This is a genomic window from Sphingobacterium lactis, from assembly GCF_051951495.1.
In the GTDB taxonomy this organism is placed as follows: Bacteria; Bacteroidota; Bacteroidia; order Sphingobacteriales; family Sphingobacteriaceae; genus Sphingobacterium; species Sphingobacterium lactis_A.
Window position 1 is genome coordinate 1 of sequence record NZ_JBNHAS010000022.1, and the last position, 267, is coordinate 267.

At 47.6% G+C, this 267-nt stretch carries 1 tRNA gene; it reads right to left on the reverse strand.

Going from position 1 to position 267, the window contains the following annotated elements:
* Positions 1-32: 32 nt before the first annotated feature.
* A tRNA-Ile gene (locus tag ACP6L2_RS18180) sits at positions 33-109 on the reverse strand.
* Positions 110-267 lie beyond the last annotated feature (158 nt).

A 267-nucleotide genomic window follows, 5' to 3' on the forward strand; every position in this document is an offset into this window, starting at 1 on the left:
TGAGCTAATTCCCCTTTCCATTCAATCTTAAATGGTAGTCCCGAGCAGATTTGAACTGCTGACCCCTACATTATCAGTGTAGTGCTCTAACCAACTGAGCTACGGGACTGGCTTATCTGTTCATCTCTTCGAAGGGACGTTCCATTCCTGACCAATAGGCCGGGCAGGTACTTTCTTCTGAGTTTTTCTTTTTCTTAACGATCATATGTTGCGCAGTCGAGCCGGAAATCGGGCTCTAGAAAGGAGGTATTCCAGCCGCACCTTCCG